The organism is Rhizobium sp. CB3171, assembly GCF_029714265.1.
Classification (GTDB): Bacteria; Pseudomonadota; Alphaproteobacteria; order Rhizobiales; family Rhizobiaceae; genus Rhizobium.
On the sequence record NZ_CP121655.1, the window covers coordinates 61,505 to 86,074 of the forward strand.

The following is a 24,570-nucleotide window of genomic DNA, read 5'->3' on the forward strand; positions in this document are numbered from 1 at the left end:
CGTTCCACCCTAGCGTTGTTGGTCTTTATCAACCAAAGACAGCCACGGCAGATTTGATGGTGATGCCTCCGCTATGACTACGGCGCATTTGGCGGCCGGTAGCAGCACGGAAGACCTGCTGCAATTGCAGTGCGGGAGGTACCCGTGACCAGAGGGTTTTCGTGCTTTCCTTGCCGCTTCGGCTTTTCCGCACTGCTTGGCCGGTAACAACGCGCTGGGACCAGCGGAAACCGATTTCATGGAAATACAGGTCGGCAAGTTCCGGGCTGATGTGATGAAAGACGCCTGCAATGGTTCGCCGGACCCGTGCATTGAACCCTTCAGCTGAATTGACGTGGACGGCATCCCGGACATATTCGCGGCTGGAGTGGTTGACCGTCTCGTGTACGGCAAAGCTTTCGCCTATGGCCACGAATGCCTTTGCCTCGTCGCTCATCAAATGAGCTCGAAGTTCAACTTGTGTTGCAACTGCTCGTACAGCAGCACGCAATGAAAGGCCGGTAACGACAGCGGCACGGGCATCGCCCACACTGGAACCTGGGGTGAGGTCTGCCGGTCGCTGCACAATCGCCATGACCGGCGTCTTCTCCGTCTTTACCTGCCCCTTGCGGCCTCTTCCAGGTGGCGGATCATCGGGATGCTTTCTGGGTCTGCCGCCAAGATAGAAATGGTCGACTTCCACGGTGCCGTCGAGCATGTGCTCGCGCGCCACCATGAGGCGCAGCGCATGACCGATCCGCCAGGCGGTCGGTTGGCTAACGCCAAGGGTCTCGGCGAGACGGACCGAGGATAGGCCTTTATCCAACTGCAACAACAGCCACATTGCTTTGAGCCAGGTGCGCAACGGAAGCTTCGTGGCATGCAAAGGCGTATGCGTTGTCACGGTGAACTGGAAGCGGCAATCACCGTTGGAGCATTGGTAGAGGCCTGGCCGCGCGCGACGCTTGCCCATGTCGCGGCCAGCTATCGCGGTCGAACGCCTGTAACCACAGGCAGGGCAAATTCTGCCATCTCGCCATACCATGCCTTCCAACAAGCGACGGCATTGTTCCTCACCTTGGAACGCAGCGACCATATCGTCCACTGTTCGAATATTGGAAAGTGTCGCAAACATCGTTTCGGACATCATGATCTCCATCGGCATTGATCGAAGAATCTCATGGAAGACGCTCATTTACAAGGACTTCACTGTCTTTGGTTGATAAAGGCCACGTACGATTTTGAACTGCTCTTGTTCCGACCCCAAGAGGCGGACGCAGCCGGCTGCGCCAAGGGCGGCGCGCTCCTGGTCGAGGTCCTGGCCGCGTGTCGAGACGCGGGCATAGCCGATGAACACGCGGCCGGCGTCGGAATCTGATTGGCGGTTCATGGCTTCCCCTGTCGCAAATCATGTCGCAGGTTTTAGGATTTCCACGACAAAGCGAACAACAGAGCTTCGTTCGCAAACAGCATAATGTCGACCTTATGTCGATCAGAGATTGACAAAGAAGAGTATGGGCCGTACCAATTTCTAGGTAACGTTGTGTTACGCTACCAACATTGGGAGTTCACTATGAAGCATGAACGTGACGTCTGTGCAGATCCCGTAGTTTCCAGTGCAACCCGGATGGCTGCTTTCGGCGCTCGACTTGACGTCGAACTCGGCACCCGCTTGAAAAATGTCGCAGATATTTCGACCGGCGCGGATCTCCGCCGTCCGAAAAGCGACAAAGGCGTATAACGGATTAAGCTAAATCCGTAGTGCCAACAGGGCACCCTTTGTGCGCTTAGGGTGCCCGACCCTCAATCAATAAGCGGGTGATCAAAATGATTTACTTGGCAATTCCGCCGGGCTGGACCCTCCATCCAGGAGGCCCTCATATCGCGCTGCCACTGCTTAAAGGCTATTTGGAAGGGCGGGATGTTGAAGTTACGGTTCGTGATCTCAATATCGAAACCGCAAACTATTTCAAGGCGCAGATCGAAGAGAATGACGTAGTAAACGCTATCGCAAACCAGAGCATAGATGCTCTAAATAGCGTATACTTCGGCTCTGAAGATAGGTTGGCCGCCGTCGCAAAGCAATTTGGTGGAAAGTGGTTTGCCCACGAGGGTTACCAACATCTTGAATGTGACTTAGGAAACCCTGAATCCGTCAGGGACGTTTCTTTATATAGATCGCCATTCACAGAATATTTTAACAATGAAGTTATCCCAACTATCTTAAGAGCGAATCCTAAGATAGTTGGACTCTCCATCTATGTCCCGTCACAAGTTTTGACAGCATTTGAATTCTCTCGCCTGTTGAGATCGCACGGGTATGATGGATTTATAGTATTTGGTGGAAATCATATCACAAGAATAGCGCAAGATATGCGTTTAGACTGGGTATTTGATATCATAGATGGAATCGTTACCTATCAAGGCGAGAAAACTCTTTATGACCTCCATTCAACTTTGAGCAGATCAGGCGATCTTGCCGCCGTGCCTAATCTGATCTGGAGAAAAGATGGATATATAATCGAAAACGAGCGCGCCCTTCTGAAGGTGCCAGAGTTCGCACGGCCAAACTTTGACGGGATTCAGGCCGATTCGTATTGGGGAACCAAATATTTACCAATGATCGGTGCGAGAGGCTGTTTTTACGGAAAATGTTCGTTTTGTGCAATTCCGTACGGCTGGGGGCCCAAGAACTACATTGGCCGCTCTCAGGGGGCCGAAGTTGTTTCTTGGATGAACGACGCCTTTGAGCATCAAGGCACGAACAGATTTAAATTTGTCGACGAAGCGCTTCATCCTCGCATGTTGAGAGAGATGGTCGCCGCGAAATCCGAGTTTTCTACAGATTTTCAGTTCGAGGGTTATGTTCGGTTCGATACGAATTGGACAGACGTAAAGTTCCTAAATTCATGCGGAGATATTGGGTTGCGAAAGGCCTATTTGGGCCTAGAGTTGGCGCCATCCGAAAATAGAGTCGTGCTCGCGAAAGCCGACCATGCCGACCCTCTCGTCGTCTTAAAAAAGATGAAGGATGCCGGCATTAAGACGCATATTTTCTGTCTGTTTGGGTACCCCGGCACCGGTGTTGACGAAGCGATCCGAACCGCCGAATTCGCGTTCAACAACGCAGACTTGATAGATACCCTGGATATATTCCCCTTCTATTATGCCCGGCATACTAATGTGCAAGGCGTCAAAGTAGTGGACGAACCAAGTAGACCGTGGCGCACTGAGCATAAATATGCGCCTGACGCAGAAAATGTCCTTTGGCCGGAAGAGGTTGAAGTTCTGGCGGGAAGAATGAACGATATCGCGTGGCAGGAGCGACCATACTGGTCCCATCCGATCTACCGAATGTTCTCTCCTTGGCATGATACCGATTCAATTCAATTTGAGAATTGGAAACTCGTTCCTGGAAAACGAAAAACTGCTGCGCTTCCTGCATAACAGTGACGGCATGCGTGGATTGGCCAATACATCAAATCAATCGCCTCACTACCCACAAGGCTACTAGCCAATGAAGCAAAATACTTCACGTTCAGAAACTACGGCTACATTCCAGAGTGAGACATTCTCGACTAGCGGTTGCGTATTCCTTGGTGTTTTGGCGGCCCTATTTTTTAGTGTTACATTTATTACAAATCGCTATATGAGTCTAGAGAATGGCAATTGGATCTGGTGGAGTTCTTTACGGTATTTTTGGACTGCAATATTTATCTCTATTATATTAATTGTTATCCGTGGTCCGTCTGAATTTCTTAAGATTATACGCTCCTTCCGAGAAAATTTCTTCTATTGGACGATCGCAGGCGGCATAGGTTATGGGATTTTTTACGCGAGTCTCTGCTACGGATCGCAATTTATACCCGCTTGGCTCGTCGCAGTCACCTGGCAGTCTACAATTATCTTCTCCCCTGTCGTGCTAAGACTATTTGGCATCAAGGTATCTCATCACATATGGCCATTACTGCTCCTAATTTTTGCCGGGATTGTTCTCTCCCAATGGAGTTCCAAGGAGCAAGGCAATGTGTCTCTTTCCATATTTGAAGGGATATTGCCCATCGTTCTGGCAGCGGTCTGCTACCCGATAGGAAGCCAGCTAGTGATGGCGGCGAGATCAGGCCGATATCAGTTCATAGCTGAGTCGACGCGACAAAGCGTAAGGGACCCCTTCGCTTGCGTGCTTCTACTCACGTTGGGATCGATGCCATGGTGGTTTGTCGTACTCAGCGTTAGCACTAGGTCATTGCCATCCGCTGCGGAAGTTGGTGGCACCGCACTTATTGCCGTAGGGGCTGGAGTTATAGGCACAACCCTTTTTCTATGGGCTCGTAACCGTGCTCACGACGGGTTTTCGATTGCTGCTGTAGATTCTACACAGTCGTTCGAAGTGGTGTGCACAATTTTCTTGGAGTTCATATTTCTTGGGAGCTTGCCCACACGCATGGCTTGGATCGGCATTATCCTGGTGACGGCGGGAATCTTTCTAATGCCCCTGCTACCCCTGATGTCAAAGGCAAAAGGAAGGACAATAAAATGACCGACGCCACGTCAACGACCAGCGCGTTTCTTTCGATGAAGCACGGGGGGTATTATTCAAAGGCTGCTGCTGGAGCCCAGGACGTTATTTTGGGGGCGTTTGATCTGATTGAAATGGCTGTGAGTCAATCGATCGAGAAATCTACAACATCGTCATTCCGATGCGCTGATTATGGATGCGCCGACGGTGGCACCTCTCTTGAAATGTGGAGAAGAGTGTTTCTCTTAATGAGTTCTCGAAAGCCAAGCGCCAACATCGAGTTGTTCTATGATGACTTACCAAACAATGACTTTAATCAGCTATTTAAAACAATCCATAAATTAACCGACTTCAAAAGTTACTTAGAGGATTACCCAAATGTCTTGACTTTCGCGTCGGCAAATTCCTTTCACCAGTGCGTTTTGCCTCCACAAAGCCTTGACTTTGGATTCTCAGCGTTAGCAACGCATTATCTTTCAGCACCGCCATGCGAAATTGAGAAGCACATTCATATGGTCGGCTCCAACGACCAAGAGCTTGCAAAATTTAAAGAGCAAGGAAGAAGCGATTGGCAAAAATTTCTCTATAGCCGCTCCCTTGAGCTTAAGTCTGGAGGCACCCTATGCGTTATGAACCCAGGAATTGATGAAGCAGGTAACTACCTCGGAAACACGGGTGGAGTACATATATTCAACACGTTCAACGAACTTTGGACAGCCTTCGCAAAAGAAGGTATAATAACAGAAGCTGAATACAAGAATACAAACTTTTCACAGCACTATAGAACTATTTCTGAATGCACTATTCCTGTTACAGACAAAGATAATATAGTATATAAATCTGGGCTACGTTTAGAGCATGCCGAAACTAGAATAGTAAAATGCCCGAAGGCAAAATCACTTTCCGAACATCAAGACTCATTCAGATTTGCTAACGAGTATGTTCCGTCGCTAAGGTCCTGGATAGAACCAACGTTACTTCGTGGTCTTTCCCTTCAACGAACGAATGTTGAAACGAGTCGAATAATGGATGACTTGTTTCAGAGTTTTCACGACTCGGTGGTAAAATTTCCCTTAGGCCATGGGTTAGATTATGTGCATATCTATATGATTTGTCGCAAACTGTAATTGGCTCTGCTGAATTCCCATGAATGAACATGAGAGGAGATGCCGCAGTGAGTGACGTTACCATTGTTGGGGGCGGAATTATCGGTGTATGCACCGGCATCGCTCTGTTGGGTGAAGGCTTGTCGGTCGAGTTGGTAGATCGCGGTATCCTCACTGCGGGCGCAAGTTATGGAAATTGTGGCTTGCTGGCAGTGGGGGAAGTTGTCCCAATCTCAAAACCTGGAATACTGTCTAAGATACCTAAGTGGCTGCTAGATCCGGAAAGCCCGCTCTTTGTTCGGCCAAGAGGCATTTTGACTCAAATGCCTTGGCTATTGCGCTTCTTATGGTCGGGGCGGCGGGGTCGTGTTCTCGAAATCGCGGACGCATTAGCATCGCTTACACGCCGAGCGGAAGATGATTATCAGCAGCTCTTTGAGAAAACTGGTATAATCAACAATCTTGTTAGAGCACAAAACATCATGGCCTTCAATTCGAAGGCGGACTATGAGGATGATCAGTTTTCATGGAATTTGCGCCAGAGACTCGGTTTTAAGCATCAGTTCTTGAGCAAAGAGGAATTACTATCACTGGAGCCGGCACTCGGTGGACCGATTAAATGCGGTGTATTGCTTGAAGAGTGGTTCCAGTTTTCTGACCCTGGTCTTGTACAACAACGCCTCACACAGTTTTTTGTTGCTCAGGGCGGCCAAATTCGCACTGGCTCTGTTGAGCGTATAGAAGCGCACGGTAATAAGGCGGTAGCCATCCATCTCGGCAATGGAGAGAAGATTCCAGTTCAGCGCTTGGCACTGTGCGCCGGAGCTTGGAGTCGAAAGCTTGCACGCGACTTATCTGTTAGGGTTCCTCTTGCTGCGCTTCAAGGCTATCATCACCATGTGCCCAATCCAGGCGTCAAACTCAATCGCCCTATACTTTATGCTAATGGTGGTTTCGTTTTGACCCCTATGGAAAGCGGGCTTCGGATCGCGGGCACGATAGAAATCGCTGGCATTGATCCTCATCCAGACTATCGTCGTGCAAATATTATCGCGCGCAAAGCTACGCAAGTCTTGCCCGGACTCGATATTTCGGGAGGGAAGCAATGGATGGGGCCAAGACCTTTTATGCCGGATACACTTCCAGTCATTGACCGAGCACCCCATCACGATAACGTCGTATTCGCTTTTGGACACGGGCAGATCGGGATGACCCTTGGGCCAACAACAGCAAAGATTGCCTCAGATCTCTTAATAGGGCGCTCACCAGAGCTCGATCTTTCTCCGTATCGCGTCACCCGGTTTTAATCAAAAATACAGTAAGACCGTCGTCTAATAGCGAGATTTGCAAGCGCCTTTTTAGGTGTGAGAGGCTGTTTGCCGAGAGCATGGTCGTCTACGCGGTCGACATGGGTTGCCGCATTATGGTGCTTCGTAACCGATATCCCGACCCCACGTTGATCTCGCCACCCTAATCTGTGATCGTACCCATATGGCGAAGCTTCTGACCTTGCCCCGTTGAAATAATCCATTTTGAAGTAAGCTCTGGCCTATCGAGAGGACCAGGGAATGAAGCGCAACCGTTTTACGGACGAACAGATTATCGGCATTCTGAAGGAGCACGAGGCGGGCACGCCGGTCTCGGAGCTTTGCCGCAAACACGGCGTCAGCGATGCCAGCATCTATAAGTGGAAGGCCAAGTTCGGCGGCATGGACGTGTCCGAAGCCAAGCGGTTGAAGACGCTGGAGGACGAGAACACGAAGCTGAAGCGGCTTCTGGCGGATGCGATGCTCGACAATGCCGCTTTGAAAGACCTTTTGGGAAAGAAGTGGTGACGCCCGCAGCAAAGCGGAGAGCTGTCGCGCATCTGATGAGCCAACATGCGATGAGCGAACGGCGGGCGTGTAAAGCCATCGGCTTTTGCCGGATGACGATCCGTTACGAAACGAGGCGCGACGACGATCATGGCCTTCGCGAGCGAATGAGGGCGTTGGCGCATGAACGCCGTCGCTTCGGCTACCGACGCATTCATGTGCTGCTCAGGCGCGAGGGACACCTTGTGAACCACAAGAGGCTCTTCCGGCTCTATCGGGAGGAAAAGCTGACGGTGCGCAAGCGCGGCGGTCGGAAACGAGCGATAGGCACACGAGCACCGATGCTGATCCCGCTTGCCGCCAATGATCGCTGGTCACTGGACTTCGTGTCGGATCAGCTCACCGATGGTCGCAGGTTCCGGGTGCTTACGGTCGTCGACGATTGCACCAGGGAATGCCTGGGCCTCGTCGCCGATACGTCCCTTTCCGGCCTGCGGGTTGCCCGTGAGCTGGACCTGATCATCGAGGGACGAGGCAAGCCGAAGATGATCGTCAGCGACAATGGCAGCGAGTTCACCAGCAACGCGATCCTGCAATGGACGGATCGGACCAAGGTGGAATGGCACTACATCGCACCGGGCAAACCGATTCAGAATGCCTTCATCGAAAGCTTCAATGGACGGCTGCGAGACGAGTTCTTGAACGAAACTCTCTTCTCGTCACTGACCCATGCTCGATCATCGCTTTCAAACTGGCGCAGCGATTACAATTCTGTTTCATAACGCCCATCTTTCTATGTTGTTGAAGGGAATAAGCTTTCCTGATCTGGATGCGATCCTGTGGGGTGTCGGGGGTTCTGCCGGGCGCGATCGAGGATCTGACGTGCTTGTGAGGTCGCGAGTTTTGAACGGCTGAAGATCCATGGGCCATCGGGTAGCGGATGAGCCCCCTCAATATCGCCAGCCTCGGCCGCCAGACGCAGCGTCTTTGGCGTTATCCCGAGTAACTTCGCCGCACCGCCCAGATTAAGCCATGGCTCGACCCCGTCGATCTGCGGACGGAAGACCGGAATCTTGCGATATGACCTCAGCGCGGTGACCCGCTCCCGTGTCCAGCGATTGCCATTGCCAGTTGTCAGTCCGTTGCGATTGAGGACACCGGCAATCACATCATCATTGGCGAGCAAGACGAGCTGTCTCACAGCGTCGACAATGTCGTCAGGGGTCGCGTTTCTTTGGCCACGGCGTCGCTTCGGCAGGCGCAGCTCGGTGTGGACGCCTCCAACCCAATGAATGACGAGGACGATCTCAGAAGTTCCATCATCGAGATCGGCGACCACTTCATTGATGAGCGTGCGCACGATGCGCTTCTTCAGCCTTGCATCGGTTGTCGGCGCCGTCCAGACGGTGCGAAGGTTTCCCGCAAGCGCGGTTACCTGTGATGCGGACATGGGGAACGGCTGAGGCGTAACTGTCCGATGTTTGGCAATCCTGGTCTCGATCTCGCCGACGCGTGCGAGTGTCCTATTCCAGCGCGCTTCGAGCTCTGACGTTACAAGTCTGTTCTCCGGATCGGCCGCGTCATATTGCCGGAATGCCCGGTCGGCTACATAGCGTGCTGCCTCGAGGTCGCGTAGCAGGGCATCCTGAACCTGATCGCGTTGGCTGGCCATATTGCGTTCCGCCTCAACGGCGGCCGCAATGGCTCCTGGTTCGACTACGCCGAGCAGCGCCTCCTCGATCGCATCATCGACCCGCAGACCGCCGAAGGCGATGCAGCGTGGTTCGCCATTATCGAGTAGACCACGCCAACAGGAATAGCGCGGAATGTTATGCTTGTTTCCGGTGTACCGGACGGTCAGCTTTCGACCGCATCTCTTGCAACGGAAAAGGCCGGCAAGCAGAGCGTCGCCGTGCTTCGGCGCCCCGTGATGGCGGCTGGCTGGCACATTGTCGCTTACCATCTTGCGGATCTCCTCCGCCCGTTCCCAACTGACGTAACCTTCATGTGCATCCGGGATCAGCGCCAGCCATTCATCACGCGCCTTGCGACGAATTCCCGACCGGCCATCGTATCGGGGCACGGGCGACTCTTACCATAAGCGTAAGCGCCTCCGTAGATCGGGTTCGCAATCATCCGGTGGATGGTGGCATAATTTGGCCTGCGCCAGATGACGTCACCATTGGTATACCTGACCGGCAGGTCCAGCCCCTGCTCGAGGAACCATAGCAGAGCCTGCCGCGCACTGCCGAGTTCGGCAACCTTGTCGAAGACGAGTGCGATGGCTTCCTGGATGCGTCGGTCGGGATCCTTCTCGATCCTGTCACCGGTCTTCACGAAGCCGGCCGGAACAGTGACCACGAGCTCACCGCGGCGAGCCTTCTCATAGCGGGCGGAAAGGGAACGCTGACGCAAGAGATCGAGCTCATACTCGTTGAGGCTGCCCTTCAAACCCAAGAGCAGGCGGTCGTTGCCCTGGCGGGGCGCATAAACTGCTTCCTGGTCGACCAGGACGGTATCGACAACGCGGCACATCTCGATGAGTTGCTGCCAATCGCGGCTGTTCCGGGCGAAACGCGATACCTCACGCGCGGCCACGGCGCCAACCTTGCCAAGGCAGACTTCCGCCACCATCCGATCAAATCCAGCGCGGGTCACGCCGCCGGCGGCCGAACGACCAAGGTCGTCATCCACCGTCTCTATTTGTGACCATCCAAGCGCTGCCAGACGGTCGCGCATGGCGTACTGGAGGGCGCTGCTCTCTCGATTATGCAGAACCTGGTGAGCCGAGGACTGCCGAACATAGAGGATGGCCTTCCGCTCCAGATGATGCGGCCCGATCTTCTCATGCATCATGATCGGCCTCCTTCTGTTGGGAGGCATGTCCGCACTTTGCGTGATCGACGAACAGCCGCACGATGAGCACCGTCAACGCTTGGCGGGTCTCCTCCGGCAACTCCGGCCATTGCGGCGTCCCTGCCGTTTTCCCCCGCTGCGGGGCCGAGAACAGATCGAACTGGCATGTCATGGGCTGGCGAGGCATGAACATCTCTCCGACTCGTTTCGTGAGAGACCAATGCTGCGCCCATTACCGAAGATTGCGATGAGACATCAGCGTCCTTCAGCAATCTTGCCAAAATATGCAGGCTTGCGAGATCGACGTGCGGAACCGGCAGGCTGCGCCAACAACCACTCACTGATCGGTCGAACATCCACGACGGGACCTCAAGAAGTCGACCAGAAGAAGAACCAGAAAGGCTGCAGCGGAAAACATGCGTCCCTTTGGACACCGCCTCATGCACGTGAACGAGCCGCCCGGACCAGGGATGCCACGGATACAAAAGCTCGCGAACCTCGGTCCCGTGGGTGTTCTGTCGTCGTGTTGTACAACGATCATCGACCACACTCTGGACTCGGCTGGATGACACCTGCCGAGTTCGCTCAGACAATCAACCCGCGACGTGATGCGGTGCTGCGCAGCCGAAATGGCTCCGCACCGCAACCCGCCGCTACCGCCACGAATACAGCAACCCAAAACCGCTGGAGCAAACTCAAAATTGGATAAAACTTGGGGGCAACGTCACCCGCCATACGACCATGTTTCCGGGAGGTGGATCGTGCTTACGAGCGAGATAGCCACCGAGCATGGCGATCTGGAGCAAATAGGAGGCAAGGGTCTTGCGCTGGATGCGCGGCGTGGGGCGCGCTGCATCGATGCTGTCGAGTGTCGCGATTTCAGCTGGGGTAAGAATTGTCTCCGGCTCCGCCTCGGGCTTTTCCCGTGCAGACATGGTGAGGAAAAATATCCGCCAGCTGACCGTAAGCGCGCATTTTGCTGCACGTCGTAAAGCGGCTTGAAGTGGCTGCGGCTCAGGCGGTGTCAATGCCGCCTGAATTTTCCCCATAAGTGGGCTCTTCCGCAATTTCGGTGCAACTTTCTGAATCCTGTTGATTCAACACACGAATCAGCAGGAGCATGGAAATGGCGAAGCGCATTCTACCGTTGATCCCACCGTCTTTGGTCGTCGATCATGTTGAACAATCGAAAGAGGCAATATCGATTGATTGTCGCTTCCGATCGACAGGAGCCAAATGTCCAGACTGCCGGAAGGCCTCGCACCGCGTTCATAGTCGCTACGAGCGGCGACTCGCCGACCTGCCATGGCAAGGGCGTGCGGTCACGATAACCCTCAATGTCCGGCGCTTGCGTTGCGACAACGAGAGATGCCGGAGGCGCATATTCGCCGAGAACGTAGGTGATGTGAGCTGGCGGTATTGTCGGCGCACCAGGCGGCTGGAAGATGTTCATCGCAGTATCGGTATGGCAGTGGGAGGAGAGGCAGGCATGAGGCTTGTTGCCCGCCTTGGCATGCCTGTAAGCGCCGACACCATTCTGCGGATTGCGCGGCGGGCATATCCCACAGGCGATTGTGAGGGGCCGCGAATTCTCGGTGTCGACGATTGGGCCTGGCGCCGCGGGCAGCGTTATGGAACGATCTTGGTCGATCTGGAAACGAACAATGTTGTCGATCTACTGCCTGACCGTGAGAAGGACACGCTCTCTGGATGGCTCGCGGATCATCCGGGTGTTGAAGTCATCGCCCGGGACAGAGCTGGCGCTTATGCGCGAGGAGCCCGGGAGGGAGCGCCGAAAGCGCAGCAGGTTGCCGATCGTTGGCATCTTCTGCGCAACTGTTCCGATGCCTTGCAGAATGTCGTGGAGCGGCGACACCGCGTTATTCGTGAAGTCGGAAAGTCGCTTATGGCGCAGATCGATACGGATGATCGAATGCGCGGCGAGCGGATGAAAGAAGAACCGCTCCATAGACGCGCAGCAAGGCAACCGCACAATCGGCATCAAGATCGGCGTTCCCTTTTTGGAGAGGTCATCCGACTGAATGGCATGGGCTGGAGCCAACTGGCGATCAAGCGTGAACTTGGCATCGACCTCAAAACCATTCGGAAGTGGTTGAAAGATAATCAACCTGGGACATGGGAACGCAAGGTCTTCTCGGAAAATCCGGCCGACGTCCATGCTGACTACGTCCGTAGGCGATGGCTTGAAGGTTGTCGCAATGCGACGCGGCTCTACAGGGAGGCGTGCGATCGAGGATATGCCGGGAGTGTAAAGACCTTTCGCGAGTGGGTGAAGGTACGATTGCGCGACGGCATACCAGCACCAGCATTGTCTCGTGCCTCGCGCAAATCTTCATGGCATACGCCTTCGTCCCGGCAAACGGTTCGCCTCCTCACAGCCGAAGTCGATACGCTCCCGCCGAACGAGCAAGCTTTTGTGAATGCGATTTCCTCGGCCTCACCTGAGGTTGCTGCCGCTGCCGGTCTGGCACGGCGCTTCCAATCCATGATTTGTAATCGGGAAATCGCTGCGCTGAAGCAATGGCTGCATGACGCAACTACCGGACCGATGTCGTCGTTCGCGCGCGGGATCCGTCGCGACGTCGAGGCGGTTCAGGCCGCATTGACGTTGCCGTGGAGTACCGGACCAGTTGAGGGCAAGATCAACAAGCTAAAGCTCATTAAACGATCCATGTACGGAAGAGCTGGGATGGACCGTATCCATCCGAGCAGGGCCGCAGGATTTTGGGCGCCGTGCGTGGTAACGTGGGTTCATGGAGATCGATGAGGACAAAATCGATGATGCCGTTTTGGCGCTGTTATGGCTGACGCTGCATAACGAGCGTTGCGCCTGGAAGGGCTTCGACTGGGCAACGACGGATCGGCTTCACAAGAAGGGGTTGATCGGCGACCCGGTCAACAAGTCGAAGTCATTGATCCTGACCGATGAAGGCTTGGAGCGTTCGGCAGCATTGTTCCGGGAGCTGTTTACGCGGCCGCGATAGCCGTCGCTTTGTGTGCCTTCCATTGCCATATGTGGACGGCTCCCACTTGCAAGTGTTTTCTGCAGATATTTTCGATCGGATCGCTTGCTTCGTAACCCCACGGTGGGGGCCGCCTTGCTGAGATGGGCTGAAGTCTGCAAGTCCTAGTGCAAGCACTAGGGATAGTCATATGACGAAGCATCAGGTTGAGGTGATCACATCGGTCGAGCGGCGTCGGCGCTGGTCTCGAGAGGACAAAGAGCGGCTGGTCGCAGCGACATTTGAACTGGACGCCAGCGTATCGGAGATCGCGCGTTCCGCCGGAATCCATACCGGGCAATTGTTCCGTTGGCGCAAACAGCTCTGCCAAATCTCAGAGCCACCCACGCCGCAATTTGTTCCAGTTGACGTCGTCGCGGCCTTGCCCGCGCCTGATCCTGTGGAGACGGCAGTGCCGCCACGACCGCGCAAGAAGGCGAGCATGGTGACGATCGAGCTTGGCCGGGGCCGACGTCTTCGCGTGGAAAGTGATATTGATCCGGAAGCCTTGGGCCGCATCCTTGACGTTGTGGAGCGACGATGATCCCGGTTCCGAGTGGTGTAAAAGTGTGGCTGGCGACCGGCTATACGGATATGCGGAAAGGCTTCCCAGGTCTGGCATTGATGGTGCAGGAGACGCTAAAGCGGGATCCGCACAGCGGCCATTTGTTCTGTTTCCGAGGTCGCCAAGGTGGGTTGATCAAGGTAATTTGGCATGATGGCCAGGGCGCCTGCCTCTTCACCAACGATCGGCGTTCATACTACACCTCTTTCCTCGCCAGTTGATGTTCTTGGCTCGGTTTGCATTTGTCGATACGCAGCAGCGCGATCTTCGAGTGGATTCCATCGACTGCATTGCTTTTGCGGCAGGTCTCCATCGGCGATTTCGTACAGGCTATAGTGCCCGTTATAGGCATGTCTGGTGATGAGGCCAAATTTGGCCCATCTGGCGACGGTTTGCTCGCTGATATTGAGATGCACTGCCGCTTCCTGTCTTGTCAGCATTCCCCGCTGTCGCAGTCGATCATATCGTGATCGCAGCTTATATTCGTGGATGAGATAGGCGACTTTGAGGGGTGTAAAGCGGGCGTCCTGGCAGCCGCGACGTGCGGTTCCACCTGGGCGATGCCCCTGCTCGTTTAGAATCTCGGCGATCTCGGGATAAATGTAATCGTCGAGAAGCCTATCGACCAGTTCAATGATGCTGGGCTTTGTCTTGATCTGCTGAGGAGAGGATTTTGGGTTCATGGTGGTGAGCGTCTGGATTTTGCCGCCCTTGAAGCGAACGTGAAGCTTAGTGGTTCCTTCCGCTGGCAACTTTAAGAGAGTGACATCCTCAATGATGTGGGCCAGCAATCGCTTGCGTTCGCGGCTTGGGGTATCCGGATCTTTCCAGAGCTGGTTGAAGTCGGCCGTCATCGCGACTAACCGTTCGTGGACAGCTTTATCGAGGATGAATTGATCGTGCTCTCGGCCACGTTCGCGCTCTTCGCGGGCACTGGCCAGCGTGCGAAGCTTCTCGTTCCATTCACCTTCGAGCGTGTCGGCGACGAGGCGGTTACTAGGATCGACAAGCATGAAGCGGCGCTGAGCGAGCTCGGCTTCCGTTTGGGCGCGTTCGATTGCGCGACAGCGCAGCCGGTCTGCTTCTTCATGCCGGGCTTGGATCTCCTTGCGGACTTCGAGAGCGAGTTCGACGGCCGCCGGCGTCATCTGCTCGGCAATCAGCATACCGATGGCTTCATCGACGGGAGGCCCAGCGATCGACTGACACATAGGCTCCGCACGATAAATGCGGGCACGATTACAAATGTACCAGGCTTCCTGCCGGCCACGTCGCGCCGCATAGCGAACCCTAAGATGGCTGCCGCACTGCCCACACGGCCCGGCCTTGCAGCAGTGCCGGTCCCTCCCTTGGGATTGAAGCTCGTGCCGCTTCAAATCCACGGCCATTCGCCTTGAGGATCTTCAGATTCTCCTGATGTCGCTCCCAGCTGATATAGCCGGGATGAGCATCGGGAATGCAGGCCGGCCAGTCATCAATGTCGCGCGCACGCAGAGTCTTTTTGCCGTCGATGGTGCGTCGAAACTGTCGTCGGCCATAGGTATAGGCGCCAGCGTAGCGCGGATTGTTCAGGACACGCATCGCCGTCGATGCGGTCAGCGGCCGAAATAGCGTGCCGCCGTTGTGTAGGCGCGATGGAAACAATAGGCCTTCATTGCGAAAGACCTTGACGGTCTGGGAGGCGGACCCGAGGCGAGAGAACATCTCAAAGAAATGAATGATCGTTTCTCTGACTTGCATGTCTGGATCAAGAGTCACATTGCCGAAATGGTCATAGACCAGCCCGGTCGGTAGGAGGCAACGAAACTCGCCGCGCCGCACCTTATTGAGAATGCCGCCGCGCAGCCGGGCTTTGATCACATGCAGCTCGGCCTCACTCATTGTTCCCTTCAGGCCGAGCAGGAGCCGGTCGTTGAAACTTGCCGGATCATAGACGCCGTCCTCGTCGAGGATCAGGGTGTCGGCAAGGGCACAGATCTCCAGCAGACGCTGCCAGTCGGCATTGTTGCGCGCCAGACGGGAGACCTCCAGGCCCATGACGATCCCGGCATGCCCCATGCCGACATCGCTGACCAGCCGCTGAAACCCCTCGCGCCACGCCGCCGATGCACCGGACTCTCCTTGATCGTTGTCGATGACGATAATCTGCTCGTCGCGCCAGCCGAGGGCGACAGCGCGTCCCCGAAGCGCATATTGCCGCCTGGCGCTCTCAACGTTCTCAACGACTTGCCGCATGGAAGACTGGCGGATGTAGAGGTAGGCGCCGCGTTCGAGGTGATGAGGCTGGACTTTGAGATGTACATTCATGGTGACCTCCGATCGTTGGTGCTCATGGCGATTGTCGCAAGGACGTGAACGACGGCGCTGTGTCCGCCGTGCAGCGGACAAGCAAATGACGATGGGTAATTCTGCTCTCGCGGAGTGCTTGCTGCTGCGGTCAGCGCCTGAACCCATCCCCACATCCCCCGGCGCAGAAAGAGCATCAGGCCGCTACGGGCCATAAGCGGCAGCGCTGCGCCGAGGGCTGCCTTGCGCAATACCTCGTACTGGGACGCGATGGTCGACGGTTGGATCGGGCATGCCGCCGTCGCGGCAATGTTTACGTGCCGCTTTTTTAGAACCCGCTCGATCGATCTGGGATGAAGCTCGATATCGAGTTCCTGGCGGAGCAGCTTGGCCAGTTCCCGGGCGCGAACGGGTTCTCCTGGGGCGAGCTGCGCCTGCAGAAATGCCAGGACTTTGTCGTCGATCTTGTGGGGACCGCGGGGCCCCGGCTTCGTCGGCACCAGTCCGGCAATGCCGGCCATATCGAAGTTCACCTTGGCCTGGTAGTAGGTTGGCCTGGAAACACCGTACTCGTCGGAGGCCTCCGTCACCGACACCTTGTCGATGGAGACGCGACGCAGCATCTCGTATTTGACCTGCACGGCGTCGTGCGGATCGAAGAACTCGCTGCCCCGAAACTTTGGATCGCGCACCTTCTCGGGGGTGGGATTGAACGTGCCCTCTTCGATGAGGCCATCCGTCTTTGTGCGCTTGCTGTCGTACTTCGCAGACATCGATGGCTCCGAGGACATGAAGCGGTGTTAGCGTAATGCTAATTATGACGCATTTTGCTGCCTCGTCAAGACGATGCTTATGGTCTATTTGACGAGATATCTTGTATTTGCAGGCGTAACCTCTCATAAAAGCGACCTCTTGCGGCATAATCCACTTTACAAATGCGGCATATTTATCCTTACACTTCCGCACGTCAGCCCGGCCCCGATTTGCTCGAAAGGCGCTTCACCAGAGTGGCCAACTCCATTAAGTCGACTACCCGCAAGAGCGATCGCCCGTTGCTCATGACGACCTCAGGATCCAAGCTCACAAGATCAGTCCATTGCGGAGGAACCGACCAAACAGTGGTGTCCTCGGTCTGCAGCAAAAGGCGTTCACCATGCCGGTTGTAGCGCTTGCCGACGCACGGCAACTGCCGTGGGAATAAAGGATGAAACGGATGCGTCACCCGCACTAACTGCGTATCTGCGTTGGCAGTGGCTGCATTCTGTTGTGAGGTACAAAAAGCTTGAGCGGGGACGGTTCTTATGGCCGTCGGCAGCCGATGGCACGGTGGTGATTACTCCCGCACAGCTCGGATATTTGCTCGAAGGTATCGACTGGCGCCTGCCGCAAAAAACCTGGCGTCCGAGTTCGGCGGGATAGCGGAAATTGCTGGAAAGGCAGGAGCGAATATGATTCCATCTTGCCATGACCGAGCCGGTTGATCAGCTTCCCGACGACCTTGCCAGCGCCCACGCGATGATCCTCGCCGAGCGTGCAGCACGTCGTGATGCTGAAGCGGTTGCCGCCCGCGCCCAGGCGGTGAACTCCCATTCTGATGCGCTGATCGCCCGTCTCCGGCTAGAGATCGAGAAGCTGAAGCGCGACATCCACGGCAGCCGATCGGAGCGCAAGGCGCGACTGCTCGAACAGATGGAATTGCAGCTCGAGGAGTTGGAAGCCGACGCTAGCCAGGATGAACTGGCAGCCGAGATAGCAGCACGTTCATCTTCGGTCAGAGCCTTTGAGCGCAAGCGTCCATCAAAGAAGCCGTTCCCCGAACACCTGCCGCGCGAGCGTGTCGTCATTACCCCGCCCACCAATTGCCCATGCTGCGGCTCGGCCAAGCTGGCGAAGTTAGGCGAAGACATCACCGAGACGCTGGAAGTGATCCCGCGTCAGTGGAAGGTGATTCAGACTGTGCGCGAGAAGTTCTCGTGCCGGGAATGCGAGAAGATCACCCAGCCGCCTGCACCCTTCCATGTGACACCGCGTGGCTTTGCCGGACCGAACCTCTTGGCAATGATCCTGTTCGAGAAGTTCGGTCAACACCAGCCGCTGAACCGACAGAGCGAACGTTATGCCCGCGAGGGCATCGACCTCAGCCTCTCGACGCTGGCCGACCAGGTCGGGGCCTGCGCCGCGTCGCTAAAACCAGTGCATGCGCTGATCGAGGCGCATGTCCTTGCCGCCGATCGGCTGCATGGTGATGACACCACCGTGCCTATCCTGGCGAAAGGCAAGACCGATACTGGCCGCATATGGACCTACGTCAGAGATTATGTGCACCTCGTGATTATGCGCAGATTGCTGAGGCAGGAGGCTTTAACCGTCGGATTCTCGGACGACTTCCGGCTGGCGAACTGCGCATAATTTCAGAGACTCATCAGGAACTGCATGAGCTGGTCCGGCGGACGATATCGACCTTGACTGGACGTCATGGGCTGCAGTCGGTTGAGTGTACGTTCCTTCATCGCGAGATCTGCTTGAAGGTACATATGCGTCGTCGCGGAACTCTCATGACCGAGCCACAGCGCGATGACGCTGATATCGACGCCGGACTGCAGGAGATGCATCGCCGTGGTGTGGCGGATGGTGTGAGGCGAAATCGAGCGGCTCGCGAGTTGCGGGTAACGTTCCGCCGCAGCCGATACCGCAAGTTCAAAACGCTGGGTGACGTTTGAACGCGCCATGCGCCCTCCGCTTCGGTTCGGAAACAGGAAGTCCTCCTCGCTTGTGAAAGCCAGCCGACGTTTCCAGTTGCGGATCAAGCTGACTGTCGTACGCCAAAGCGGCACGCTACGGTCTTTACGTCCCTTACCATGCAAGTGTGCAACCGCCGCGCCATCGACGATAACCTCGCCGACGCGCAGGCCGATGGCTTCGGACACACGGGCGCCAGTGTTGTACATCAGGCTGAACAGCGTGCGGTCCCGTTCACCTGCCCAGGTCCGCGCATCCGGCGCGTCAAGAATCGCCTGCATCTCCTCGCGCGAGAGAAATCCCAGGACCGGCCGGTCGAACCGTTTCATCGGAATGGCCAGTGCCTGTTGGATGACGATGAGCGCAGTCAGGTCGTAATGGGCGGCATACTTCAAGAAGGAGCGAAGTGCCGCCAAGCGGGCATTGCGCGTGCGCACACCGTTGCTCCGTTCCTTCTCCAGATGGTCGAGGAAGTCCAGGATCAATTGAGCATCAAGATCGGTCAAGATCAGCCGGGTGGGCGCCTTGCCAATCTTCGCTTCGGCGAAGCCAAGCAACAATCGAAAAGTGTCCCGGTAGGCTGCGATGGTGCGAGGGCTGACAGCTCGCTGGTTGCCCAGATGTTCGACAAAGAAGCGTTGAAGCAGGATGGGGAAGGACGGTGTCGGGTTGAGATCAGACACGATAGTCTCCTCCGACATTTGCTGCGAAAAGCTCGAAACGCCTGCCAGAGACCGCCATAAGTTCTGGGACGGCGGTCAGATACCAATAGGTATCGGAGATTTTGGCGTGGCCGACGTAGGTCGAGAGCGCTGCCATCCTATTGTCGATATCGGCGCCATGTTCGTGCCAAAGCTGAACGCGGCGGCAAATAAAGGTGTGGCGCAGGTCATGGATGCGCACTTCACGATGGCCGCCCCGCGGGGCCCAACCGAGTTTGGTACGAAGCTTCTGGAAAATCTTATTGATCCTCCGCTCCGCGATGAATCCGCCCTCTGAGGAGAGGAACAGCGGCGAATCCTTGGAGAGAGCGCCATGACGCGCACGAACCTCCAGATAGCGCCGCAACGCGGCTACGACGGTGGCATGCATAGGCACATGCCTGGACTTACGGAACTTCGTATTACGAATCGTAAGGACCGCGCTGTCGAGATTGATATCGCCGTAGCGCAGCTGGAGCGCTTCCGAGCGTCGTAGCCCCGTAGCCGCGATCAGTCCGAAGATCGTTGCGTATGTCGCTGGACGCAATCCGCCCTTAGGAGTCAGCCGCGAAGCGGCAGCCACGAGATCGCATATCTCCTGCTCTGAATAGATATGCGGCGTGAGGCGTCGATGTGCACGACCAAAGATCGCGGTCTCAGGGAACTCCGTGTCGGGATCAACCCGCGTCAGATACCTCGCGAACGGGCGGAGGACCTCGAGGCGCCGGGCCCAGGAGAGCGGGGTAGCTTGTTTGGCCTGACCTTGCACCCAGTTCAGAACGACACCGTTGGTGAGTGGGCCGCGATGACCGTGTTGGTCTGCGAACAGGGCGAAGGCGGTGATGTAATGGCCCTCCATCCTGAGCTTAAAACCAAGGGCGCGGCGCTCGGACAAATAGTCCTCGGCGAACGAGAGCATCGTGCGTGCCTTGATCATTGTGCGCTCCCCGGCCAAGGCAGAGCCACAGCAGATAGATTGTTCAGATCAACCTTTGCATAGATGGCAGACGTGTCGAGGCTTCGATGCCGCAAGATGTCCGCAATCTCCTTCATCGGCGCGCCGGCGCGTAGAAGTCGGCTGGCAGCGCTGTGGCGGAGAATGTGGACCCCGGTTCGCGTCCATCCACATCTTCGGTAGCCGGCCAATACTGCGCGTACGACGCTCTTGGTTGTGATCGGTTTGTCGTAGGGTGCGACGTGACGAACAAATACGGCTCGGTTCGACGTCGTAGGACGCTCCTCACGCAGATAGGCCGCAATCGCCGCTCCTGTTGAGACTGGCAGGGGCAGAGTATCAGCCCGTCGACTCTTGGTGCCGACAAGGTTGATTGTACCGTTGGACCAGTTGATGTCGTTAAGTTGCAACTTGACGACTTCGCCGGATCGCAGGCCGAGATCGATTAGGCACCGCACCATCGCATAAGCTCGCAGGCGCGACGGAAACGACTGATCAAACGAACTCAGCAGTTGGTCGATCTCGGCGTCGGTCAGAACCTCTGGTAATGACGCCAACCGCCAGCGCGCGACTCGGGGAATTGCGGCCTTCAGTCCGCTCACCCGATCGCCGGATATACTGCGAAAGCGGAGATAGCAGGCAATGGTGGCGCCGATCGCGGCGATGGCTGCGGAGCCTCGCCCCTTCTCGCCGAGGATGAAGTGACGGACGGTCGTGGCTTTGACTGTCGCCATCGAAATGGGCTGCTCGCCGACATGTTCGACAAGAAACTCCTCAACCACTTTGCAGCGCCGCCGACGGGTCCTGTCTGCCAAACCCCAGACGTCGCGCATGTGGATATCGAAACGCGTCAACTCCTGTTCGATAGCGGAGTTCCGAGCCGGATACTGCGGCACCACGCCGCCGGCTTTGAGTACCTCGAGAAGGTGGCCAAGTGCCGCCTGCAGGTCATGACGAATACGGCGGACCGGATCGGGGCAGACGCATGCCGGCAAGTGTTCCGAGAGAAAGCGAATGACGGCGACTTGACCGATCGCTTCCAGGCGGTACCCCTCCTGTGTCAGCCAATGGGCGAAGTGCGCGATGCAGCACATGTAGGCGCGCTGGGTACCCGGAGCATATCGCCTTCGTTGCAAATGCTCCCCGCATTGCGAAACGTAAGGCTGAAGAATACTTCCTTCCAGCCAAGCGCGCGGCTGTGGCTGTATGACGATCATCTTTTGCATACTGATCTCCTATTGAGCTGACTACGCTCGATAGGAGACACAAGAATTATGCGCAGTTCGCCAGCCGGAAGTCGTCCGAGAATCCGACGGTTAAAGCCTCCTGCCTCAGCAATCTGCGCATAATCACGAGGTGCACATAATCGCATACGTAAGTCCATATGCGCCCGGTCGTGCATTTCTCCTTGGCCTGAATGGGAATGGTGGTGTCATCGCCAAAAAGACGCTCGGCTGCGAAGACATGGTCCTCGATCAGATCAAAGATCGGCATGAGAGCGGCCGTTCCATACCCGACCTGGTCAGCCAGCGTCGAGGTGGAAAGCTCGATGCCTTCGCATTTGAACCGGGTGCTCTGGCGGTTGAGCGGACTATGCATGCCGAACTTATCGAAGAGGATCGTCGCCAGCAGATGGGGACCGATGAAGCCGCGCGGCGTGGCATGGAACGGTGCCGGCGGCTGGCTGATTGTCTCGCAGTCACGGCAGGTAAATTTCTCACGCACCGTCTCGATCACTTTGAACCGGCGCGGAATCTCCTCCAGCGTCTCAGTGACGTCCTCGCCCAGTTTCGACAGGCGCGACCCGCCGCAGCATGCGCAGACGGTCGGCGGATCGATCACCACGCGCTCACGCTCGATATCCTCCGGCCACGGCTTTCGGACCGGCCGTTTGCGCGTGAACGAACGCACGCTCGCGGTCTTGGCGGCAGCCGCCTGCGCTGCGGCTTCATCCTGCGTTGCCGCCATCACCAGTTCTTCGAGCTGCAATTCCAACTGGTCGAGCAGGCGCGCCGTGCGCTCGGAACGCTGACCCCGCAGTTCGCGGTTGAGTTTGTCGATCCTCAATTCCAGGCTGGCAATCAGGGCGTCGCGGTCCGACAGCATGGCCTGCGCATTGGCGGCTTGCGCCACCGCAATGTCCCGCTCGGCGACGACGGTATCGCGCTCGGCGACAACAACATCGCGTTCAGTCTGCAGCATCTCACGCTCGGCAAGCAGCGCCAAATAGGCGCTCGCAAGGTCCGCAGGAAGATCCACAGGCTTCGAGTTCATGAAGCCATTCGATCAGATTCACTCAATATTTTCAATGCAATAATGCTATCCGATCCGTGTCGGACGCCAGGTTTCCTGCGGATTGCGCCAGTCGATCCCGGACAGCAAATAAGACAATTGCGCCGGTGAGATCGCTACCGCGCCGCCCTCCATATTCGGCCAGATAAACCGGCCCTTCTCCAGCCGCCGGGTAAAAAGACAGGCGCCCAGACCATCATGCCAGATGATCTTCAAAATATCCGATCTGCGACCCCGGAAGACGAAGAGATGCCCCGACAAGGGATCATGCTTCAGAACCTCCTGCACCCGAAGCGCCAGGGAGGGAAAGCCACAGCGCATGTCCGTATAGCCTGTCGAAAGCCAGACCTTGATCCCTGTTCCCATCGGAAACGGATTCACCGCAGCGCCTCCAGTCCGCGCAGGATCCGAAGCAGCGCTTCAACGTCGACATCGCGGTCCACAATCACACGGCGACCATTCGCGCTGACAACCTCCATCCGGCAGGCGTTCGGCAATAACCCTGCGGCTGGCTCTGCCTCTGGAACAAGCAGCGCCGGGACAAAGCCACCGACAGGCGAGGCAATATCCAGTTGCCACGCTCGTGCGAGCCGCCGCCATTCATATAACTGCGAACGCGATATTCCATGTCGCCGCGCCGTCGTCGCGCACAAGCCAGGTTCCGAATAGCTCTCCGCGACAATCCGGAGCTTCATCTCTTTGCTAAAACGACGACGTCGACCCGTATCGACAATCTCAACTCGATCCATAGCCGCACTGTCCTTATTGACGTCAATAAGGACAGTCAGTGCCAAATCCGACAATTTCTACAAGGCGGCCCACCTCGGACGCGTACGGCGTAGCGCTTCCTCTTGCCTTTGGGCGGTAGGGTTTCGATAGTGGCAAAATTCACGTGCAGGCGCGCAGTTTCGTTCTGGCCGATCTTGACACAATGGCATCCTACCCAAGGCTCTGCCGAGAGCTGGGCGAAGACCCGATGCGATCCCGGTTTCGGCTCGCAGCTGGTCGGCTCGGTCGCCAACCGGTTGGTCTGCACCCGCACCAGAAAGCGCGTGCCGAGATCCTGCGCGAGGCAGAACAGTTCGTAGATATCGCTCTCGCGGTCGGCCACATGCACACAGCGTTCCGGTGTTCCGATCAGCGCCATTGATTGGCGCAGGTTCTCCAGCCAACGATAGCTTTCCTTCGTCTCGATCGGAACGCGCGTGGGATTGACATGGCGCTTGAGCGTCCAGGTTCCCTTGTACTTCGTACGTGTCCAGAATTTCGCGGCCGTCAGCCCAAGCGGCGTGCCTTCCAGGGTTAACGCCAGGCTCGAATGCATCAACATTCCGGACAAGGTCACCGCGTAGGATCGACCCGCCTTATACCCCCCGGCGTTGACGGTTCGGGTGAAGCCGATCTTACCCAGCCGCGTACGGCTGTAAGTGAACTCGGTGGTGTCCTGCACGATAAGGATCGGACCTTCACTGTCTGTGCAGCGCTTGGCGGTCGCAGCGAAATGGCCAGCCAACACTCCGTGCTCTGTAACCCGAGGATTGTCAAAGAACCGGTACGCCGCTTTTGTCGCGGCCCAGTCGCCACACGCCGCCGGGATGGGGTGACCAGGCGCCGACCATCTGGTCAAGCAGCCGGTGCATCCGGCGCGCCAGGCGTTTGTCTGGCAGACCCGATGATATGATCTCATCGCCAAGCCAGCCCGCTCCGCCAGCTTCCGTATCCCCGCTCATCTGCG

The 24,570-nt window shown here is 56.4% G+C and carries 21 protein-coding genes and 6 pseudogenes; 11 read left to right on the top strand and 16 right to left on the bottom strand.

Annotated elements, in window-relative coordinates; genetic code table 11:
- Positions 1-28: 28 nt before the first annotated feature.
- Together QA648_RS34735 and QA648_RS34740 are read right to left on the bottom strand one after the other, a co-directional pair.
- Positions 29-1,126: an IS1595 family transposase gene (locus QA648_RS34735; protein ID WP_283054934.1), complete on the bottom strand. Its 1,098-nt coding sequence runs from the start codon at positions 1,124-1,126 to the stop codon at positions 29-31.
- A 48-nt stretch (positions 1,127-1,174) separates the two neighbouring features.
- Complete coding sequence (locus QA648_RS34740) at positions 1,175-1,369, bottom strand: hypothetical protein (protein ID WP_283054902.1); 195 nt, start codon at positions 1,367-1,369, stop codon at positions 1,175-1,177.
- Positions 1,370-1,806: 437 nt separating this feature from the next.
- Here QA648_RS34740 and QA648_RS34745 point away from each other — a divergent pair, with 437 nt between their 5' ends.
- From QA648_RS34745 to QA648_RS34760, 4 genes and pseudogenes are all read left to right on the top strand, one after another.
- Complete coding sequence (locus QA648_RS34745) at positions 1,807-3,426, top strand: hypothetical protein (protein ID WP_283054903.1); 1,620 nt, start codon at positions 1,807-1,809, stop codon at positions 3,424-3,426.
- A gap of 1,089 nt (positions 3,427-4,515) precedes the next feature.
- Positions 4,516-5,625: an SAM-dependent methyltransferase gene (locus tag QA648_RS34750; RefSeq protein WP_283054904.1), complete on the top strand. Its 1,110-nt coding sequence runs from the start codon at positions 4,516-4,518 to the stop codon at positions 5,623-5,625.
- 47 nt (positions 5,626-5,672) lie between these two features.
- Positions 5,673-6,911, top strand: coding sequence for an FAD-binding oxidoreductase (locus QA648_RS34755; RefSeq protein WP_283054905.1), 1,239 nt, complete (start codon positions 5,673-5,675; stop codon positions 6,909-6,911).
- Positions 6,912-7,172: 261 nt separating this feature from the next.
- Positions 7,173-8,188 (top strand): annotated as a pseudogene (locus tag QA648_RS34760) (IS3 family transposase); the annotation flags it as partial.
- A gap of 23 nt (positions 8,189-8,211) precedes the next feature.
- Here the strand turns inward: QA648_RS34760 and QA648_RS34765 are convergent.
- Together QA648_RS34765 and QA648_RS34770 are read right to left on the bottom strand one after the other, a co-directional pair.
- Positions 8,212-10,274, bottom strand: a pseudogene (locus tag QA648_RS34765) (recombinase family protein).
- Positions 10,264-10,461, bottom strand: a complete 198-nt coding sequence (locus QA648_RS34770) for a hypothetical protein (RefSeq protein ID WP_182306133.1) — start codon at positions 10,459-10,461, stop codon at positions 10,264-10,266. Before QA648_RS34770 ends, QA648_RS34765 begins: the two are co-directional and overlap by 11 nt.
- 342 nt (positions 10,462-10,803) lie before the next feature.
- On the opposite strand from QA648_RS34770, the pseudogene QA648_RS34775 reads away from it, so the two are divergent.
- Positions 10,804-10,983: pseudogene (locus QA648_RS34775) on the top strand (IS3 family transposase); the annotation flags it as partial.
- On the opposite strand, the gene QA648_RS34780 reads toward QA648_RS34775, so the two are convergent.
- Positions 10,970-11,323, bottom strand: a complete 354-nt coding sequence (locus QA648_RS34780; RefSeq protein ID WP_283054906.1) for a hypothetical protein — start codon at positions 11,321-11,323, stop codon at positions 10,970-10,972. The pseudogene QA648_RS34775 and the gene QA648_RS34780 sit on opposite strands and share 14 nt — an antisense overlap.
- Positions 11,324-11,400: 77 nt before the next feature.
- On the opposite strand from QA648_RS34780, the gene QA648_RS34785 reads away from it, so the two are divergent.
- From QA648_RS34785 to tnpB (QA648_RS34800), 4 genes and pseudogenes are all read left to right on the top strand, one after another.
- Complete coding sequence (locus QA648_RS34785; RefSeq protein ID WP_283054907.1) at positions 11,401-13,062, top strand: ISL3 family transposase; 1,662 nt, start codon at positions 11,401-11,403, stop codon at positions 13,060-13,062.
- Positions 13,049-13,279, top strand: a complete 231-nt coding sequence (locus QA648_RS34790; protein ID WP_283054908.1) for a DUF6429 family protein — start codon at positions 13,049-13,051, stop codon at positions 13,277-13,279. The genes QA648_RS34785 and QA648_RS34790 overlap by 14 nt, the downstream gene beginning before the upstream one ends.
- 169 nt (positions 13,280-13,448) lie before the next feature.
- On the top strand, positions 13,449-13,841 hold the full coding sequence (locus tag QA648_RS34795; RefSeq protein WP_283054909.1) for a transposase: 393 nt from the start codon (positions 13,449-13,451) through the stop codon (positions 13,839-13,841).
- A pseudogene (gene tnpB / locus QA648_RS34800) lies at positions 13,838-14,041 on the top strand (IS66 family insertion sequence element accessory protein TnpB); the annotation flags it as partial. The gene QA648_RS34795 and the pseudogene tnpB (QA648_RS34800), both read left to right, overlap by 4 nt.
- Positions 14,042-14,053: 12 nt before the next feature.
- Here the strand turns inward: tnpB (QA648_RS34800) and QA648_RS34805 are convergent.
- From QA648_RS34805 to QA648_RS34815, 3 genes are all read right to left on the bottom strand, one after another.
- Positions 14,054-15,073 carry a hypothetical protein gene (locus QA648_RS34805; protein ID WP_283053763.1) on the bottom strand — a complete coding sequence of 340 codons (1,020 nt, stop codon included), beginning with the start codon at positions 15,071-15,073 and terminating at the stop codon, positions 14,054-14,056.
- Between the two features lie 79 nt (positions 15,074-15,152).
- Positions 15,153-16,169, bottom strand: coding sequence for a recombinase family protein (locus QA648_RS34810; RefSeq protein WP_283053764.1), 1,017 nt, complete (start codon positions 16,167-16,169; stop codon positions 15,153-15,155).
- Entirely contained in the window at positions 16,166-16,921 is a 756-nt protein-coding gene (locus QA648_RS34815) for a helix-turn-helix domain-containing protein (RefSeq protein ID WP_283054910.1), read from the bottom strand. Before QA648_RS34815 ends, QA648_RS34810 begins: the two co-directional genes overlap by 4 nt.
- Positions 16,922-17,387: 466 nt before the next feature.
- Between QA648_RS34815 and tnpB (QA648_RS34820) the strand changes: the two genes are divergently transcribed.
- Together tnpB (QA648_RS34820) and QA648_RS34825 are read left to right on the top strand one after the other, a co-directional pair.
- Positions 17,388-17,567: an IS66 family insertion sequence element accessory protein TnpB gene (gene tnpB / locus QA648_RS34820; RefSeq protein WP_283054935.1), complete on the top strand. Its 180-nt coding sequence runs from the start codon at positions 17,388-17,390 to the stop codon at positions 17,565-17,567.
- A 96-nt stretch (positions 17,568-17,663) separates the two neighbouring features.
- Positions 17,664-18,464 (top strand): annotated as a pseudogene (locus QA648_RS34825) (IS66 family transposase); the annotation flags it as partial.
- A 95-nt stretch (positions 18,465-18,559) separates the two neighbouring features.
- Here QA648_RS34825 and QA648_RS34830 read toward each other — a convergent pair.
- From QA648_RS34830 to QA648_RS34865, 8 genes and pseudogenes are all read right to left on the bottom strand, one after another.
- A complete protein-coding gene (locus QA648_RS34830; protein ID WP_283054911.1) occupies positions 18,560-19,570 on the bottom strand; it encodes a tyrosine-type recombinase/integrase in 1,011 nt (336 codons plus the stop codon).
- Positions 19,563-20,525, bottom strand: coding sequence for a tyrosine-type recombinase/integrase (locus tag QA648_RS34835; RefSeq protein WP_283054912.1), 963 nt, complete (start codon positions 20,523-20,525; stop codon positions 19,563-19,565). The genes QA648_RS34830 and QA648_RS34835 overlap by 8 nt, the downstream gene beginning before the upstream one ends.
- Positions 20,522-21,769, bottom strand: coding sequence for a site-specific integrase (locus tag QA648_RS34840; protein WP_283054913.1), 1,248 nt, complete (start codon positions 21,767-21,769; stop codon positions 20,522-20,524). The genes QA648_RS34835 and QA648_RS34840 overlap by 4 nt, the downstream gene beginning before the upstream one ends.
- Before the next feature lie 139 nt (positions 21,770-21,908).
- A pseudogene (locus tag QA648_RS34845) lies at positions 21,909-22,817 on the bottom strand (IS66 family transposase); the annotation flags it as partial.
- A gap of 45 nt (positions 22,818-22,862) precedes the next feature.
- The gene (tnpB, locus tag QA648_RS34850) at positions 22,863-23,201 is read right to left on the bottom strand and encodes an IS66 family insertion sequence element accessory protein TnpB (protein WP_283054936.1); all 339 of its coding nucleotides are present in this window, start codon (positions 23,199-23,201) and stop codon (positions 22,863-22,865) included.
- Positions 23,202-23,212: 11 nt separating this feature from the next.
- Positions 23,213-23,584, bottom strand: a complete 372-nt coding sequence (locus tag QA648_RS34855) for a transposase (protein ID WP_283054914.1) — start codon at positions 23,582-23,584, stop codon at positions 23,213-23,215.
- A gap of 35 nt (positions 23,585-23,619) precedes the next feature.
- Positions 23,620-24,462 carry a transposase DNA-binding-containing protein gene (locus QA648_RS34860; protein WP_283054915.1) on the bottom strand — a complete coding sequence of 281 codons (843 nt, stop codon included), beginning with the start codon at positions 24,460-24,462 and terminating at the stop codon, positions 23,620-23,622.
- The gene (locus tag QA648_RS34865; protein ID WP_283054916.1) at positions 24,377-24,565 is read right to left on the bottom strand and encodes a hypothetical protein; all 189 of its coding nucleotides are present in this window, start codon (positions 24,563-24,565) and stop codon (positions 24,377-24,379) included. The genes QA648_RS34860 and QA648_RS34865 overlap by 86 nt, the downstream gene beginning before the upstream one ends.
- Positions 24,566-24,570: the final 5 nt, after the last annotated feature.